This window comes from Microvirga terricola (assembly GCF_011777495.1).
GTDB lineage: Bacteria > Pseudomonadota > Alphaproteobacteria > Rhizobiales > Beijerinckiaceae > Microvirga > Microvirga terricola.
On the sequence record NZ_JAATJS010000005.1, the window covers coordinates 39,030 to 52,332 of the forward strand.

At 63.4% G+C, this 13,303-nt stretch carries 12 protein-coding genes and 1 tRNA gene; 7 read left to right on the forward strand and 6 right to left on the reverse strand.

Features of this window, described 5'->3' with window-relative positions; all coding sequences use genetic code 11:
* Positions 1–17 precede the first annotated feature (17 nt).
* The 3 genes from HB375_RS14865 (at position 18) to HB375_RS14875 (ending at position 995) form a co-directional block, all read left to right on the forward strand.
* Complete coding sequence (locus tag HB375_RS14865) at positions 18–227, forward strand: cold-shock protein (RefSeq protein WP_167673798.1); 210 nt, start codon at positions 18–20, stop codon at positions 225–227.
* 95 nt (positions 228–322) lie between these two features.
* Positions 323–598, forward strand: coding sequence for a translation initiation factor IF-1 (gene infA / locus HB375_RS14870; RefSeq protein ID WP_167673799.1), 276 nt, complete (start codon positions 323–325; stop codon positions 596–598).
* A gap of 133 nt (positions 599–731) precedes the next feature.
* Positions 732–995 (forward strand): hypothetical protein, encoded by a 264-nt coding sequence (locus HB375_RS14875; RefSeq protein ID WP_167673800.1) that lies wholly within the window; start codon positions 732–734, stop codon positions 993–995.
* A 1,017-nt stretch (positions 996–2,012) separates the two neighbouring features.
* Here the strand turns inward: HB375_RS14875 and HB375_RS14885 are convergent.
* Positions 2,013–2,088: transfer RNA gene (locus HB375_RS14885), tRNA-Glu, on the reverse strand.
* A 92-nt stretch (positions 2,089–2,180) separates the two neighbouring features.
* Between HB375_RS14885 and HB375_RS14890 the strand changes: the two genes are divergently transcribed.
* Together HB375_RS14890 and rpoH are read left to right on the forward strand one after the other, a co-directional pair.
* Positions 2,181–3,173 (forward strand): RluA family pseudouridine synthase, encoded by a 993-nt coding sequence (locus HB375_RS14890; RefSeq protein WP_167673802.1) that lies wholly within the window; start codon positions 2,181–2,183, stop codon positions 3,171–3,173.
* 196 nt (positions 3,174–3,369) lie between these two features.
* Positions 3,370–4,260, forward strand: coding sequence for an RNA polymerase sigma factor RpoH (rpoH, locus tag HB375_RS14895; RefSeq protein WP_167673803.1), 891 nt, complete (start codon positions 3,370–3,372; stop codon positions 4,258–4,260).
* A 72-nt stretch (positions 4,261–4,332) separates the two neighbouring features.
* Here rpoH and HB375_RS14900 read toward each other — a convergent pair whose 3' ends face one another.
* The 3 genes from HB375_RS14900 to HB375_RS14910 form a co-directional block, all read right to left on the reverse strand.
* Positions 4,333–5,466, reverse strand: a complete 1,134-nt coding sequence (locus tag HB375_RS14900) for a histidine kinase (RefSeq protein WP_167673804.1) — start codon at positions 5,464–5,466, stop codon at positions 4,333–4,335.
* Between the two features lie 32 nt (positions 5,467–5,498).
* A complete protein-coding gene (locus tag HB375_RS14905; RefSeq protein ID WP_167673805.1) occupies positions 5,499–6,791 on the reverse strand; it encodes an adenylosuccinate synthase in 1,293 nt (430 codons plus the stop codon).
* Positions 6,792–6,914: 123 nt separating this feature from the next.
* Positions 6,915–7,778, reverse strand: coding sequence for a type 1 glutamine amidotransferase (locus HB375_RS14910; protein ID WP_167673806.1), 864 nt, complete (start codon positions 7,776–7,778; stop codon positions 6,915–6,917).
* Positions 7,779–7,858: 80 nt separating this feature from the next.
* Here HB375_RS14910 and HB375_RS14915 point away from each other — a divergent pair, with 80 nt between their 5' ends.
* Positions 7,859–8,764, forward strand: a complete 906-nt coding sequence (locus HB375_RS14915) for a DMT family transporter (protein ID WP_167673807.1) — start codon at positions 7,859–7,861, stop codon at positions 8,762–8,764.
* 55 nt (positions 8,765–8,819) lie between these two features.
* On the opposite strand, the gene serA is transcribed toward HB375_RS14915, so the two are convergent.
* Complete coding sequence (serA, locus tag HB375_RS14920; protein WP_167673808.1) at positions 8,820–10,412, reverse strand: phosphoglycerate dehydrogenase; 1,593 nt, start codon at positions 10,410–10,412, stop codon at positions 8,820–8,822.
* Between the two features lie 191 nt (positions 10,413–10,603).
* On the reverse strand, positions 10,604–11,776 hold the full coding sequence (locus tag HB375_RS14925; RefSeq protein WP_167673809.1) for a phosphoserine transaminase: 1,173 nt from the start codon (positions 11,774–11,776) through the stop codon (positions 10,604–10,606).
* 231 nt (positions 11,777–12,007) lie between these two features.
* On the opposite strand from HB375_RS14925, the gene HB375_RS14930 reads away from it, so the two are divergent.
* A complete protein-coding gene (locus HB375_RS14930; protein ID WP_167673810.1) occupies positions 12,008–13,267 on the forward strand; it encodes an efflux RND transporter periplasmic adaptor subunit in 1,260 nt (419 codons plus the stop codon).
* Positions 13,268–13,303 lie beyond the last annotated feature (36 nt).

Here is a 13,303-nt window from a genome sequence, read left to right on the forward strand (position 1 = left end):
TAACCAAGGATACTCCCATGAATACGGGTACTGTTAAGTTCTACAACGACCAAAAGGGCTTCGGCTTCATTCAGCCTGACAACGGCGACAAGGACGTGTTTGTCCACGCGACCGCCCTCGAGCGCGCCGGCATCCGCGGCCTTCGCGAAGGCCAGAAGGTCACCTTCGACACGGCTGAAGACCGTCGCAGCGGCAAGGTCGCCGTCAACAACATCCAGACGGCCTAAACCTCCGTCACCATCGGGCGGCGTGGACTCCACACGCCGTCTGGCAAAGCCGCCCCTCGGGAGCGGCTTTTTTGTTTTGAAGCAAGGAGATTGCAATGGCCAAGGAAGAATTGATCACGTTCGAAGGCGAAGTCGTCGAGATCCTGCCGGATGCGCGCTATCGTGTGAAGCTGGAAAGCGGCCACGAGATCGTCGCCTATACAGCCGGCAAGATGAAGAAGAACCGCATCAAGACTCTCGCGGGCGACCGCGTCACCGTCGAGATGTCGCCCTATGATCTCGACAAGGGCCGGCTCATCTTCCGTCACAAGGACAGCGGATCGGGTGGTCCCCGCCCTGCTGCACGCCGTCCGCAATTTCGCCGCCGCTAGATTATTTTTCGGCGAAGTGGCTCCGGTTCGCCGTCAAAAAGGCGGCAAAGCAAAGAAAAGAGATGTTTCTACGCAAGTGAAAATAGCTCTAAGCGGCGCTCCGGCTGAGGATGCAGCCCAGCAAAGGTTCACGATGCCTGAAAAGACTTGGACGTTCGAGGCTGGCGACTTGGTGCCGGAATGGCTCATGCGCCAGACCAACTGCGTGTTGCGGTTTGGTCGTGACGCCATCGTCGTCGAAAACAACAGCGAGTTCCAGATCTATCCGGCCAGCGCCATGGGTGCCGAGGACACGATGGTGTTGGCCGAGATCATCGACCAAGAGATCGATGCGGAAGTCGAGCACACCCTGCCGATCAGGGCTCACACGGAGCCTCGCTCGAAGTCTCTCAATTGATCGCGATAAAGCCGAGCAGGATCATATTTGATGTCTCTGCTGGAACTTATTGCGATGCAATGCCTTAACTCATAAGGGCTCGTAGGGCTCGTCTTCTTATTCGGCCAAGGCTGTAATTCCCAAGCTCGCATCTCAGCGGGTACCGGGCGCGCCTCTTGAGTAGCGCCGCCCAGCCAGAGCCTTTCTCCATCGACCGCACAGGTACCTTCTTGTTCGTGCATTGCGGCCTGCACGAACCAAACAATGAAGGAATGTGCCATGCGCCCCCACCGTTTCGCGGTCGGAGAGACCGTTCTCTGTAATGAGAGGCGGAACCCTCATTTTTCCTGGAAAGCTCCGTACACTGTCGTCACCTGCATCAGGTCGGAGGCTGCCGAGCCACAATACCGGATCGCCTCGCTCCATCGGCATGAGACCCGCATCGCGGGCGAACACGAACTCCGCCGGACGCCGCAGCCTCAACCCGCCTTCCTGCAAGCAGAGGAACAATTCTTTGAGGCGTTGTCCTATCTGCACCCTGCCAACCTCAATCTCGTACCCACTCTCGAAGGTCCCCTCGCGCCACGGCTCCGGCACGGGCGAATGGAGGATCGTCATGTCTAGGTTCGCTTCGGCCTCTGGCGGAGAACACAGCACCTGGCTTTCCAGCGCGAGCATGGCCGGTGTGCTGTTCTTTCTCATGTTCATTGTGGTGTTCATGAGGTGAGGACCCATCCGACTGCATTCTGGCTCACGTTTCAGATAGCCTGAAAGGACCACTCATGTCGGCTCATCTGTACCCATGCGGACAGCACGTTACCGTTGTCGATAAACGGGACATAGGCCCAGGCTGGAGCGGCGGATATGTCATCGTCAGGCACCTGCCATCCGGTGATGAGGTTCCGCGTTATGAGATCAAGAGCATTGGCGAGGTCTATAGCCGCGTCGCCTATGAGAATCAGCTGGCCACATCGTTCACGATTTTTCGTGATGAACGGTCAGCAACGCACCTGGCAAGCCCTTGATATACAAAGGCTTTGGCGCTCCCTAGGGGACTCGAACCCCTGTTTTCGCCGTGAGAGGGCGACGTCCTAGACCGCTAGACGAAGGGAGCTAGCAAGGTGAAGGCCGCTCGTATAACCACCCTTCGGAAACCCTTCAAGCCCTTTTGCGAAAAAAGCGAAGAGCAAAATCGACGAGGACGTGGTGAGCGAGCCGATCCGAAGAGAATGGACCCTGGGCGAGGATGCTGCTGCCGAGCGGCTGGATCGGGTGTTGGCGCGCCTGTCGCCGGATCTGTCGCGCAGCCGCCTGCAGGCGCTGATCCGTGAAGGCCAAGTGGAACTCGGCGGGCAGCCGTTGCGCGATCCCAGCCACAAGGTCGCGGCGGGGGCTGTGATCGCCCTCGTCGTTCCCCCACCGGTCGAGGCCGAGCCGCGGGGCGAGGAGATCGCGCTGACAATCGTCTATGAGGATGAGGACCTGATCGTCATCGACAAGCCGGCGGGGCTCGTGGTGCACCCGGCGGCGGGGCATGAATCCGGCACGCTCGTCAACGCGCTCATCGCCCATTGCGGCGAGAGCCTGTCCGGCATCGGCGGCGTGAAGCGGCCGGGCATCGTCCACCGGCTCGACAAGGATACCTCGGGCCTCCTCGTCGTCGCCAAGAACGACCGGGCGCACAAGGGACTTGCCGATCAGTTCGCCGATCACGGCCGCACCGGCCCGCTGGAACGCACCTATCTCGCCTTCGTCTGGGGCGCTCCGGACAGGCAGAAGGGTCTTGTGGATGCCGCCTTGGCCCGCAGCCTGCACAACCGCGAAAAGATCGCCGTCGTCTCCGGCGAGCGGGGGCGCTACGCGATCACCCATTACGAAGTGCTGGAAGCGCTTCCCGCCGCCGATCCAGTGGCGAGCCTCGTGCAGTGCGAGCTTGAGACCGGGCGCACGCATCAGATCCGCGTGCACATGGCGCATATCGGCCATCCGCTTCTCGGGGATCACGTCTATGGCTCCGGTTTCAAGACCAAGGCCAACCGTCTCAACCCTGCGGCGCAGGAGGCACTGGCGGCGGTGAGGGGGCAGGCACTCCACGCGGCGGTGCTGGGGTTCGAACACCCGCGGACCGGTGAATTCTTACGCTTTGAGAGCCCCCTTCCCCCCGACCTTGAGCATCTCCTCACAGCCCTGCGGGGGTGAGTCCGTCAGCGGCACGGCGTCGCAAAATAAAGGCGGCGTGGCACCCTTACATCGCCAGTGCGTTGATCCCGTTCGGAGCCTGACGCCTCTATTCGGACACGTTTAGACCGCCTATATTGGGCGGCTAGGGCGGCCGGCCGATGTGGGGGCCGCCTCGGGCTTGCCTCACCTCAGGAGGGAGCCAAAGGAGGAAAAAATGGCTGCAGCGCTGCCTGTGCTTGCCAATGAAGGGGGCCTTTCGCGCTATCTCGACGAGATTCGCCGTTTCCCCATGCTTGAACCGCATGAGGAATACATGCTCGCCAAAAGCTGGCGCGAGCACGGTGACCGCGATGCCGCTCACAAACTTGTGACATCCCACCTGCGCCTCGTGGCGAAGATCGCCATGGGCTATCGCGGCTATGGTCTGCCGATCGGCGAAGTCGTGTCCGAAGGCAATGTCGGCCTCATGCAGGCCGTGAAACGCTTCGAGCCCGAGAAGGGCTTCCGCCTCGCCACATATGCCATGTGGTGGATCAAGGCGGCGATTCAAGAATACATCCTGCGGTCCTGGTCGCTCGTGAAAATGGGCACCACCGCGAACCAGAAGAAGCTGTTCTTCAACCTGCGCAAGGCCAAGGGCCGCATTTCCGCGCTCGACGAGGGCGACCTTCGTCCCGATCAAGTGAAGCAGATCGCGACCCAGCTCGGCGTGACCGAGCAGGACGTCGTGGACATGAACCGCCGCCTCGGCGGCGACGCTTCGCTCAACGCGCCCTTACGCGAAGAGGGCGAAGGCGAATGGCAAGATTGGCTGGTGGATTCCGGCCAGAGCCAGGAGCAAATTCTCGTCGAGGAAGAAGAAGGGCAGAACAGGCTCGCCGCGCTACGCAGCGCGCTCTCGGTGCTCAATCCGCGCGAGCGTCGGATTTTCGAAGCCCGCCGCCTCTCCGACGATCCGATCACCCTTGAAGAATTGTCCGCCGAGTTCGGCGTGTCGCGCGAGCGCGTACGCCAGATCGAAGTGCGGGCTTTTGAGAAGATTCAGGAAGCGGTCAAGAAGAACCTCGCGCAGATCGAAACCTCGGCCGCCGAGGCCACACTTTAAGACTGCTTCATATCATCGGAACAAAAAAGCCGCGGATCGCTCCGCGGCTTTTTTATTGATTGCAAAGACCGCTTACTGCCACTGGCTGAAGGCGCTCGTCATGATCTGGTCGCCTGACGTGCCCTTCTCGAAGCTGAGAATGGCGCGCTGGCCAGAGGCCATGCGAACGGGCAGGTCGATCCAGTTGCGGCGCACGAACAATTCCGTGTTGCGGTCGATGTCGCTTGCAAGGTTCGAGAGGCCGATCAGGAAGAGGTTTTCGCGCACCGGCACTGGCAGGCCGGCGACGGGCGTGCCGCGCGCGGCTTCCTCGTTCTTGAACTGTAGCAGGCCGATGTCGCGGATGACGCGGCCGCTGTCGCCGTTCTTCGTGGTGAAGATCAGCTCCACCGTGTGTGACGCGGGCAGCGTAGTGTCGACATTGCGCCGAAGCGTCAGCTTCATGGTCATCCCGGCATCGGGAATCTCGACCGTCGCGCGGACGGCCTTTTCCAGCGGCTGACCCTGGCCAGGGTTGATGTCCTCGAGCCGCCAGACGACCCGGCCGACCTGGGCCTTGGGCGCCTGCGGATTGGCGGGATCTTCCTCATAAAACACGGCGCGCTGAGCGACACCGACTTCCTGACGTGAGTTTTGTGCGGCAGGCGCTGCCGGCCCACCCACCCGTTCGGCGCTCTTGTTGGCCTCAGGTTTCTGCGGCTGAGGGGCCTCGGCCACCGGAGGCGTCGGCGTCAGATCCTGCGGCTTGTCCCGCCAGAGGAAGGCGACGGCAGCGATCACGACGATGACGGATGCCAGAACCGCGCCCAGGATGATGGTGCGCGTCCGCTTGTCGCCCTGCATTGCCGGATGCCGGCGGCTTTCGATGCGCGGGCGCGCGATGGCTTCAGCCTCGCTACCCGGGAGGCCGCTCGAAGGAGCGGGTGTTGGAGCCTCCGGCTCGTCTGCGGCAGCCGGCTGGAGGGCGAAAATGCTCTTGATGGACGGCGCGGGCTGCGGGACGAACTCCGCCTCGACGCGCTTGATGGCCGCGTCGAGCGCCAGGCTTTCCTGATGGATCTGTGCCTCGGAGAGCGGCGGGTCGATCGTCCGCAGCTGAGCGGTCAGTGCGGTGCGGGCACGCTCATAAACAGCGCGCCGCGTTTCTGGCGCCGAGTCGGACAGCCCTTCAACGGCGCGGGCAATAAGGGGGTAATAATCTGCCATTTGCTCTGGGATGGCCCGGCGACGCTTCGCCGTCAACCCTCAAAGGGGTTCTTCATGAGGATAGTATCGTCGCGCTGCGGCGAGGTTGACAGCACCGCAACCGGCGCGCCGATCAGCTCCTCGACCCGGCGGACATACTTGATGGCCTGCGCCGGAAGGTCCGCCCACGAGCGCGCACCGGCCGTGGATCCGCTCCAGCCTTCCATTTCTTCATAAATCGGCTCGACTTTAGCCTGGGCGCCCTGGCTGGCAGGGAAATAATCAAGGGTTTCGCCATCCAGACGATAACCAACGCCGATCTTGATGGTCTTGAAGCCGTCGAGAATGTCGAGCTTGGTCAGCGCGATACCGTCGATGCCGGAGGTGCGGACCGTTTGCCGCACCAGGGTCGCATCGAACCAGCCGCAGCGGCGCTTGCGCCCGGTCACTACGCCGAATTCCTTGCCCTTCTGGCCGATCAGCTCGCCAGTTTCGTCAAAGAGTTCGGTCGGGAACGGCCCCTCGCCCACGCGGGTCGTGTAGGCCTTGGCGATGCCGAGCACATAGCCAACTGCGCCCGGCCCGAGACCGGAGCCCGTCGCCGCCTGTCCCGCCACGGTGTTGGACGAGGTGACGAACGGATAGGTGCCGTGGTCCACATCGAGCAGCGCGCCTTGCGCGCCTTCGAACAGGATGCGCTTGCCCGCCCGGCGCTCGTCGTCGAGCAGCCGCCAAACGGCGTCCATGTAGGGCAGAACCTTCGGCGCGACGGAGGCCAGCTCCTCGTAGATCGCCTTGGCCGAGAATTCTTCCAGCCCGAAGCCGCGACGCAGCGCGTTGTGGTGGGTGAGCAGCCGGTCGATCTTCTCCGGCAGGGAGCCGAGATCGGCGAGATCCATCAGACGGATGGCGCGGCGGCCAGCCTTGTCTTCATAGGCCGGGCCGATGCCGCGCTTGGTGGTGCCGATCTTGGTGCCGGCACTGCCGCTTTCGCGCAGCGCATCGAGCTCGCGATGGATGGAAAGAATCAGGGTGGCGTTTTCTGCCACGCGGAGGTTCTGGCGGGTGATCGAGACACCCTGCTCGCCCAGGCGCTCCACCTCGGCGGCGAGCGCATGGGGGTCGAGCACGACGCCGTTGCCGATGACCGAGAGCTTGTTGGGACGCACCACGCCGGAGGGCAAGAGCGAGAGCTTGTAGACATTGTCGCCGATGACGAGGGTATGGCCCGCATTGTGGCCGCCCTGGAAGCGCACGACCACGTCCGCCTGTTCGGACAGCCAGTCGACGATCTTGCCCTTGCCCTCGTCGCCCCACTGGGCGCCTACGACAACCACGTTCGCCATCGTTCAAAGCCTCGCAATAAAAAACCCCGGCGCAAGGCCGGGGTTGGTATCGGGGTTGGAAAAACCTTGCAAAGTCTCTTGATCGATCAGGCGCCCGAGGTCAAGGCGAAATGCAAAGCCGCCTTAAGTCCTTCCCCTGGCACTCTTCTCCGGCTTCACCCTGTGCTCGATGAAGTTGCGGAGTTCGCGGGTGCGGCGCTCGGGAAGCAGCACCTCCTCGTCGAGCCCATGCCGCCAGGCGAGATCGAAGCGGGTCGGCTCGGCGTGGAGTGCGTTGAGGTCGGCGATATAGGAGGCGGCCTCTTCCGGGGTGCGGCAAAAACCTTCGCCGACGAGCATCTCGATGCGGCGGGCCAGAATCACCCCTAGTTCGCCGAGGCTGAATTCGGGGTGGTATTGCACGCCCCAGAAGGTGCCGCCGCTCACGGTGATTTCGGCCGACTGCACCTCCGACACCGCGTTGGTGGAAAGAACGACCGCATCCGCAGGGGTCATAGTGACCATGTCGAGATGGATCGCCGGCGCATCGTAGGACGCCGGTCGACCGGCGAGCAGCGGATGGCCTTGACCCGCTTGCGTGCGCGTGATGCGCCGGGCGAAGCCGATTTCGCGGCCGAGGGGGTTCTTGCGCACGTCCCCACCCGCCGCCACCGCCGCGACCTGAAGGCCCCAGCAGGAACCGAAGGACGGAGTGCGGGAGGCGTAGATCGACCGCATCAAGTCGATCTGGCTCAGGATGTCCGGCGTCGCGTCATAGATGTTGAGATGGGAGCCGGTAAGCACGATGCCGTCATAGGATTCGAGCCCGGCGGCATCCGGAAGGTTTGCGCCCTCGTCAGCGGGGAAGGCCAGATCGCAAACGATGTCGCTCTCGATTTCCCCCAACACGGCAGCATAGGATTCGGACGGCATGAGTCCATAAGCGGCCTTGTGAGCCTGCCTTGCGCCACGCGTATTGCCCTCGACGACCAGAAACCGTAAGGCCATAACCCTGCGATGCCTCCCTCATTCGGCGTCGGTTTACCCGAAAGGCGCGCGGGGGCAAGCGCGCTGAGGTGCGGCGTCCTATGAATATTCTGCATTCGCTCCGGAAATCCCTGTTCGGGAACGCCTATCTCCTGCTCATCCTCACCACCCTGTTCTGGGGCGGCAACGGGGTCGCGGGGCGCCTCGCCGTGGGCGAAATCTCTCCCATGGTGCTCGTTGCGCTCCGTTGGGTTGTCGTCGTCGCCATCACCCTGCCTCTCGTCGGCCGCCAGCTCGCCGCGGCGTGGCCGGTTCTGAAGACGAAACGCTGGATGATCGCAGCTATGGGGACGTGCGGCTTTACCGCTTTCAACGCCCTCTTCTATGGCGCGGCGCATTATACGAGCGCGGTGAACCTCACCATTTTCCAAGGCGCGATTCCGGTCCTCGTGCTTCTCGGCGCGGTCCTGTTCTTCGGTGCGAAAGTGCGCGCCCTGCAAGTCTTGGGCATGCTGGTCACGATGATCGGCGTCGTCGTTGTGTCCTCGCGCGGCGATTGGGCTGTGCTGCGGGAGCTCGCATTGAATTTCGGCGATGTGCTGATGTTGATCGCCTGCCTGTTCTATGCCGGCTACACGCTGGGCCTGCGCCAGCGGCCGGCCGTGCCCGGCTTCGTGTTCTTCACCGCGCTCGCCTTCGTGGCGTTTCTCACCTCGCTGCCGCTCGTGGCAGTGGAAATGGCGCGCGGCGCGGCACAATGGCCGACGCCGAAGGGTTGGCTCGTGCTGCTCTACGTGGCGTTGTTGCCGTCGCTGCTGGCGCAGATCTTCTTCATTCGCGGCGTCGAGCTGATCGGCCCCGCGCGGGCGGGGCTGTTCGTCAATCTCGTGCCGGTTTTCGGCGCGCTGCTCGCAGTCATCCTGCTGGGCGAGCCCTTCGCCTCCTATCACGCCATCGGCTTGGCGATGGTGCTCGGCGGCATTTGGTTGGCGGAGAGGCGCGCTTAAACTAGCCTGCCATTCCGAGTTCGCCTGTCGCGACTCGGAATGGCAATGCTTGATCTTAGAACCGCACCGAACGCGCGCGTTTCACCTGCGGGATCTCTTCGATCTTGCGCAGGAGCTCGTCCGTCACCGGCTGGTCGACGGAGACGAAGCAGATGGCATCACCACCCTGCCGGTCGCGGCCGAGCGCGAAGGTCGCGACGTTCACGCCTGCTTCGCCGAGCAGCGTGCCGAAGCTACCGATGAAGCCCGGCTTGTCGGCATTGCGGACATAGATCATGTTCGGCGCAAATTCCGCATCCACCATGATGTCGCGGATTTCCGTGACGCGCGGCTTGCCGTCCTGGAACACCGTGCCGCTTGCATGGCGCGCCATGTCCTCCGCCTCGACCACGATGCGCACGAAGCTCTCGTAGTCACGCGCCGCGCTCTCGCGCTTGACCTCTTCCACCGTGATGCCGCGCTCACGCGCGATGACCGGGGCCGACACCATGTTTATGTCTTGCAGGAACGGGCGCAGCACGCCCGTGACGGCGGCTGAGGTGAGCGCGCGGGTGTTCATTTCCGCCACATCACCTTCGTATTCGATGCGGATGCCCTTGATCGGCGCTTCCGTGAGCTGGCCGAGGAACGAGCCAAGCTTTTCGGCGAGCGCGACGAAAGGCTTCAGGCGCGGCGCTTCTTCCGCCGAGATCGAGGGGAAGTTGACCGCGTTCTGGATCGCGCCTTGCAGCAGATAATCCGACATCTGCTCGGCAACCTGAAGTGCCACGTTTTCCTGCGCCTCTGTGGTTGCCGCGCCCAGATGCGGCGTGCAGACGACGTTGGGGTGGCCGAAGAGCGGGTTCGCCGTCGCGGGCTCTTCCGTGAACACGTCGAAAGCTGCACCCGCCACATGGCCGGAATCGAGCGCCGCGCGCAACGCCACTTCATCGACGAGTCCGCCGCGGGCGCAGTTGATGATGCGCACGCCCTTCTTCGTCTTGGCGATGTTTTCCGCCGAGAGAATGTTTTTGGTCTTCTCCGTCATCGGCACATGCAGCGTGATGATGTCGGCGCGGCGCAGCAGGTCGTCGAGTTCAACCTTCTCGACGCCGAGTTCAATCGCGCGCTCCGGCGACAGGAAGGGATCGTAGGCGATGACCTTCATGCGAAGCCCGATGCCGCGCTCCGCGACGATGGAGCCGATGTTGCCGCAGCCGACGACGCCCAGCACCTTGCCGGTCAGCTCGACGCCCATGAAGCGGTTCTTCTCCCACTTGCCGGCCTGCGTCGAGGCGTCGGCCTGCGGGATCTGGCGTGCGAGCGCGAACATCATGGCGACCGCGTGCTCGGCAGTGGTGATGGAATTGCCGAAGGGCGTGTTCATGACAATGACGCCCTTCGCGGTCGCGGCGGGAATCTCGACATTGTCGACGCCGATGCCGGCACGGCCGATGACTTTCAGCTTGGTCGCCTTTTCGAGAATCTTCGCCGTCACCTTGGTGGCGGAGCGGATGGCGAGACCGTCATAGTCGCCGATGGCCGCAGCAAGCTTCTCTTTGTCTTTGCCGAGGTCGGGTTGGAAATCGACCTCGATGCCGCGATCCTTGAAGATCTGCACGGCGGCGGGCGAGAGGGCATCCGAGATGAGTACACGGGGTTTGAGCATGGCTTTGTCCTATGGTGCTCTGCTCACCTCTCCCAGAGGGATCGGCTCGAAGAGCCGGGTGAGGCGAGAGGCGCAAACGTGTTGATGTGGTGAGCGTTCGGTCGGGGCAACCGAGGGAGGTGGCGCTGCCACCCCACCCCGCCGCCCTGACGGGCGTCGACCCTCCCCTTCCAAGGGGAGGGTGAAAAACATCACGCCGCTTTCGCGAGATTCGCTTTTTCCTGCGCGAAGGCCCAGTCGAGCCAGGGCGTCAGGGCTTCGAGATCGGAGGCTTCCACCGTCGCACCGCACCAGATGCGGAGGCCGGGAGGTGCATCGCGATACGCGCCGATGTCGAAGGCAACGCCTTCCTTGTCGAGCGCGGCGGTGATGCCCTTGGCGACCTGCGCCACGGCTTCCGGTCCTTTTCCGACCACTTCAGGATCGGAGACCACAAGGCACACGCTGGTGTTGGACGCGTTCTTCGCATCCTTCGCGAGGTTGGCGATCCACGGCGTCTTCGCGACCCAGTCGAGGATCACCTTGGCATTGGCATCAGCTTTGGCGAGCAGGCCCTTCAAGCCGCCGATGGACTGCGCCCATTCGAGCGCGTCGATGTAATCCTCCACGCAGAGCATGGACGGCGTGTTGATGGTCTCGCCCTCGAAGATGCCTTCGATCAGCTTGCCGCCTTTGGTCATGCGGAAGATTTTGGGCAGCGGCCAAGCGGGCTTGTAGGTTTCCAAACGCTCGACTGCGCGGGGCGAGAGGATGAGCATGCCGTGCGCGGCTTCGCCGCCCAACACCTTCTGCCAGGAGAAGGTGACGACATCGAGCTTCGCGAAGTCGAGCTTCTGCGCGAAGGCCGCCGAGGTAGCATCGCAGATGGTCAGACCTTCGCGGTCTGCCGCGATCCAGTTCGCATCCGGCACGCGAACGCCGGAGGTGGTGCCGTTCCAGGTGAAGACGACGTCGCGGGTCTTGGTGTCGACCTGTGTGAGATCAGGCAATTCGCCGTAAGGCGCGGTGATGACGCGGGCATCGGCCAGCTTGAGCTGCTTGACCACGTCGGTGACCCAGCCTTCACCAAAACTTTCCCAGGCCAGCATGTCGACCGGGCGCGCACCGAGCAGCGACCAGAGCGCCATTTCCACCGCGCCGGTGTCAGATGCGGGCACGATGCCGATGCGGTAATCCGCCGGCACGTCCAGAATCTCGCGCGTCAGATCGATGGCGAGTTTCAGACGGTTCTTGCCAAGCTTCGCGCGGTGCGAGCGGCCAAGGCTGTCGGTTTTGAGATTTTGCAGAGACCATCCGGGGCGCTTCGCGCAGGGGCCGGACGAAAAGAAAGGCGCGCGCGGACGCGCGGCGGGCATATTCGTCATGTGATCCATCCTTACAGATGGGCGCCTCTCGGTGGGGAGAGGTGTCCCGCGAACCGGTATGACGGAGGAGCCCGGTTCGGTCAAGCACATTTCCGTTCCGGAACGGTGCCGGAGATTACAAAATCGTAATATGAAACGTTGCATTTGCTGCGATATAGCCAATGCGTCTGGCATAGAGTGTGCTAGGACAACTGCGACATCGAGAACTCAAGAATTCTCCAAGGAGCGAGCATGCGTGTGTCCCGTCAGCTCGCCGTCATTGCAGTGCTGGGGGCAGCAGGCATTGGCGGCTGGTTTGCCTATCAGGACGGTTTCCTGGCAAATGCGCCGGAGAGCGGCGCCAAACCGACCACCCAGGCAGCCGGCCAAGGCCGCGGCCGTGGCGGACAGTCGGGCCCGGCGACCGTCGACGTCGATGCGGTCAAGACCGGGCGCATCGTCGATATCCGCGAGTCCGTCGGCACCGTGCGTGCCTATGAATCGATCACGGTGACTGCAAAGGTTGCAGGTATCATCAAGGCCATCGGCTTCGAGGAAGGCCAGCAGGTGAAGGCCGGCGACATGCTGGTCCAGCTCGACGATGCCGAGCGCCGCGCCGAAATCGAGCAGACGCTGGCCGAAACGAACCGCGCCATGGCGCTGCGCAACGAAGTTGTCATCAAGCTCGAGCGCGCCACCGCGCTCAGCCGCACCGGCGCCGGCACGGGCGCTCAGGTCGAAGACCTCACCGCCCAGGTCAAGTCGCTGGAAAGCTCCATCGCCGCCGCTCAGGCACAGCGCAAGGGCGCCGAGGCCCGTCTTGAGGACTACAGCATCCGCGCGCCCTTCGCCGGCAGGGTCGGCACCCGCTCGGTTTCGCTCGGCGCTTTCATCTCGCCCGGCACGCGCATCACCTCTCTCGACGATCTCTCCCGCGTGCGGCTCGATTTCGCCGTTCCCGAAAATCTTCTCGGTCGCCTCAAGCCGGGCCAGGCGGTCAACGCCTCCTCCCCCGCTTATCCGGGCCGCGTGTTCCGCGGCATCGTCTCGACGCTCGACACCCGCGTCGACCAGTTGACCCGCACCGTGCGCCTGACCGCCGAATTCGACAATCCCGACGAGGCGCTGAAACCTGGCATGTTCCTGTCCGTGGCGCTCGAGGTCACGACCAAGGACAACGCGGTGGTGGTGCCGGAGGAGGCCGTCGTCGCCGAAGGCCTGCGCCAAATCGTCTATCCCGTGAAGGACAACAAGGTGGAGCGGCGCGTCATCACCATTGGCCAGCGCCAAGGTGGCAAGGTCGAGGTGCTCGATGGCCTGAAGGCCGGCGAGACCATCGTCGTGCTCGGCGTCCAGCGTGTCCGCGCCGGCGCGGAGGTCGTCACCCGCCCGGTCGGGTCCGGCGCGCCAGATCAGAAGCCCTCACCTGCCGCGACGAAGGAACAGCCATCCCGCAGCTCGGTGAACATGCCGCAGCCCATCGGTAGCGCGGTGGCCGCCGAGCGGAATTGAGTCGGTGCCCCTTAGACACAACGCTCGTCCCCTCCC